This window comes from Bacillus sp. 05T31 (assembly GCF_056396725.1).
In genome coordinates, this window is the sequence record NZ_JBFTMA010000496.1 from 1 (window position 1) to 3351 (window position 3351).

Annotated in this window: 6 protein-coding genes; 4 read left to right on the top strand and 2 right to left on the bottom strand. The window is 35.2% G+C overall.

Annotation, left to right across the window (positions count from 1 at the left end; all coding sequences use genetic code 11):
* Positions 1-7: 7 nt before the first annotated feature.
* The gene (locus AC1DJR_RS22760) at positions 8-466 is read left to right on the top strand and encodes a GNAT family N-acetyltransferase (RefSeq protein WP_002015252.1); all 459 of its coding nucleotides are present in this window, start codon (positions 8-10) and stop codon (positions 464-466) included.
* A 110-nt stretch (positions 467-576) separates the two neighbouring features.
* On the top strand, positions 577-954 hold the full coding sequence (locus AC1DJR_RS22765) for a hotdog family protein (protein ID WP_002015250.1): 378 nt from the start codon (positions 577-579) through the stop codon (positions 952-954).
* Positions 955-993: 39 nt separating this feature from the next.
* On the opposite strand, the gene AC1DJR_RS22770 is transcribed toward AC1DJR_RS22765, so the two are convergent.
* On the bottom strand, positions 994-1539 hold the full coding sequence (locus AC1DJR_RS22770) for a helix-turn-helix domain-containing protein (RefSeq protein ID WP_002015249.1): 546 nt from the start codon (positions 1537-1539) through the stop codon (positions 994-996).
* A 156-nt stretch (positions 1540-1695) separates the two neighbouring features.
* On the opposite strand from AC1DJR_RS22770, the gene AC1DJR_RS22775 reads away from it, so the two are divergent.
* Positions 1696-2100, top strand: coding sequence for a DoxX family protein (locus tag AC1DJR_RS22775; RefSeq protein WP_477003568.1), 405 nt, complete (start codon positions 1696-1698; stop codon positions 2098-2100).
* 21 nt (positions 2101-2121) lie between these two features.
* Positions 2122-2979, top strand: coding sequence for a VOC family protein (locus AC1DJR_RS22780; RefSeq protein WP_002015247.1), 858 nt, complete (start codon positions 2122-2124; stop codon positions 2977-2979).
* A gap of 16 nt (positions 2980-2995) precedes the next feature.
* Here the strand turns inward: AC1DJR_RS22780 and AC1DJR_RS22785 are convergent, their stop codons facing one another.
* The gene (locus tag AC1DJR_RS22785; RefSeq protein ID WP_002167644.1) at positions 2996-3310 is read right to left on the bottom strand and encodes a 4a-hydroxytetrahydrobiopterin dehydratase; all 315 of its coding nucleotides are present in this window, start codon (positions 3308-3310) and stop codon (positions 2996-2998) included.
* Positions 3311-3351: the final 41 nt, after the last annotated feature.

Sequence of the window (3351 nt, forward strand, 5' to 3'; positions counted from 1 at the left end):
GGATTACATGTATATTTATCATAATGGACTAATTATTCGTGAAGGAACGAATGGAGTGCCAGCATATGCGATTAAGACATTATTTGAAGATGCTGGCTGGAGTAATGATAATATCCCTTCTTGGCAAATTGAAAAGTTTACGATTGCATTTGAAAATTCAACATGGGCTTTCACAATTTGGGATGAAGAAGAAATGGTCGCGATGGTTAGAGTGATTTCTGATCAAATCATGGTTGCTAACATAGTAAATTTAGTTGTGAAGTGTGAGTATAGGGGGAAAGGGTTAGGCAAGAAACTTGTAGCTCTTTGTTTACAAAAGCTTCCGCATGGYGATTGGTTTGCGCATACGTCCGCTAACAATTTTGATTTTTATAGAAGTTGTGATTTTGAAGTAAGAGAGTTATCAAGAAATGGAACATGTGCGTACTATGGGTATCAAGTGGCAAAAAAGGAAGGGCATCGATAACTTATAAGGTAATAAAGAAAAAGGATTGCTATTTTAATAATATAAACTGAACTGAGATTCATTTTGTGATAAAATAAAAGAAAATTCAGTTTATTAAACGGGGGATAAAAATGAATGTAAAAGTTGGGGATATATTTAAATACGAAAGAAGATTTACCGAGGAAGAAGTTTTTGAATTTGCAAATATTACAGGAGATAAAGGTAGACATCATATGGAATATGATGAGAATGGACGATTAATGGTCCATGGTTTATTGACTGCTAGCATTGGGACGAAAGTAGGCGAAGAGTTACATTACATAGCGAGGGAATTAGTAAGTGAGTTTATTAGACCAGTTTTTACAGGGGATACGGTTACTTGTGAATTAACTTTAACAAATATTGAGCAAATGGAAGGATATAAAAAAGTTTCAATTGAGTCAGTTTATCGCAATCAACATGAAAAGACCGTACTAGTTGGGACGAGTTATGGAATTATAAGGGAATAAAAAAGAAGCCTGTTACGAAACAGGCTTCTTTTTTATCGTTTAGTAAACACGTTTTCGATTTTCCGCATGACTAGAGATAAGTAATAATGCAGATTCTTCACCTATATTGCGAACAATATGAGGAACGCATGCATTCCAAGAGAAAGAATCACCTTCTTCTACAATCGCAATATCTTCTCCATGTTGAACTTCTAGTTTTCCGCGTAATACAAGATGACACTCTTCACCTTCATGAGCATTTGGTGAGTTTTCTTTCGGGAATCCGGCAGAAATTTCTACTAGAGATAGGCGGAGACCACCTTGCTCCGCAACATGCTCAATTCTTTGTTCATCTTTTCCATACACACTGTATTTACGCTCTTCTTTTTTTACAATTTTCAAACGATCTTTTTGTTCTAACAATAAATATGGAAGGGGAACATTTAAAAAATTAGCGATCATTTCTAAAGTTGAGATAGATGGTGATGTTTTATTGTTTTCAACCTGACTCATAAAGCCTTTAGAAAGACCTGTTCCTTCACAAATTTGGGCAATCGTAATTCCTCTACGTTGACGAATTTCACGAATCGCAGAACCGATATTCATAAAATCATGCTCCTTTTTGTAAACAACTATTTGTATCATAGCAAAAAAAAAATATTTTTTCTCATGAAAAATGAATTGACGAATAAAAATAATTAGTGTATGTTTTGTTATGTAAATAAAAGTTTTGTATAACAAAACTATAAAGGAGAGAAAGAAATGAATCAACATATTGGTAACTTAATTATTCGTATCGTGTTAGGGGYAACGTTCTTTATGCACGGTTTAACAAAATTCCAATCAGGAATTGACAATATTGCAGGGTGGTTTACAAGCATTGGTTTACCAGGAGGACTTGCATACGGTGTAGCAACAGTTGAATTAGTTGGAGGTCTATTGTTAATTCTAGGTTTAGGCGTAAGGTATATTGGCTTATTATTTGCACTTGTTATGGTTGGAGCGATTGTGAAAGTAAAATGGTCAGCTGGTTTGTTAGGAGACGGGAAAAATCCTGGATTTGAGTTAGAACTTGCATTATTAGCGATGGGTGCTTACTTATTTGTTGCGAAAGCTAATGGTTTTGTAGATAATTTCTTAAAAGAGAAAATGTTAAAGAAGAATTAATTAAAATGGGGGTATAACAAAATGGGCTTTCCACTTCATCCCGAAACAACACTTGGGGTTGTTCATTTATATGTATCAAATTTAAAGAAATCGCTAGAGTTTTATACAGAAGTATTGCGTATGAAGGTACTGGAAGAAAAAAGTACAATCGTTACGTTTGGTAATGAGGACAATGAGCCACTTCTCATCATAGAAGAAAAGGAAGACGCTCTTCCGAAGCAAAGAGGTCGAACTGGTTTATATCACTATGCAATTTTATTACCAAACAGACAAGACTTAGCAAATATTCTTCGTCATTTTGTTGAGAGAGTACACCCATTACATGGTGGGGCTGACCATTACTTTAGTGAAGCTCTTTATTTAGCTGATCCAGATGGAAACGGGATTGAAATTTATCATGATCGCCAAAAAGAAGTTTGGCATGATGAAAATGGAGAGCTACCATTTGTTAGTAACCCGTTAGACGGCGAAGGATTATTACAGCAAGGAAGTACATGGAATGGGTTCCCGGCTGGTACTGTGATGGGGCACATTCATTTACATGTAGCTGACTTAGAAGAAGCGAAACGTTTCTATGTTGATGGCCTTGGTTTTGATGTAACGATTCCAGCTCGTAATGGAGCGTTGTTCGTATCAGCAGGTGGTTATCATCACCATATCGGTTTAAATACATGGCAGGGTGAAGGTATACCACCACAAATGCCAAATTCCGTTGGTTTGAAATATTTCACAATTGTACTAGCAGATGAAAAACAAAAAGAGCAAGTGTGTGAAAGTTTAAAATATATTGGCGTAGTTGCTACGTATAAAGATGGAATATTACAGGCCAAGGATCCGTTTGGACATTGTATACATTTTAAAGTGAAAGGAGAAGCCTAAAAAGGCTTCTCTTTTTTCACTTTCTTATAATAGCTTTTTCATTTTGTAAAAATAGTTCATCAAATTGCTTTGCAAGGTCAAAATCTAGTTTCGTTAAACCTTTTGCATTCCATGATGACAAAGTAATAATGACTGCTTTATACTGGATAAGGATAAATGGGTGGTGATTATGTTCTTCTGATAGTTTGGCGGCTTCAGAGACAAATTCGACTCCTTTTAAGTAGTCGGAAAACATATATTTTCTTTCAATCCATTTTTCATCTTTCACTGTCCATTTATCCAGCTTTGTTAATTCCTCTTGTACTTCTTCATTAGTTAATCGTAGCATCATTTTTCACATCCTTTACCTGCAGTAACGCAAGACCATTGTTA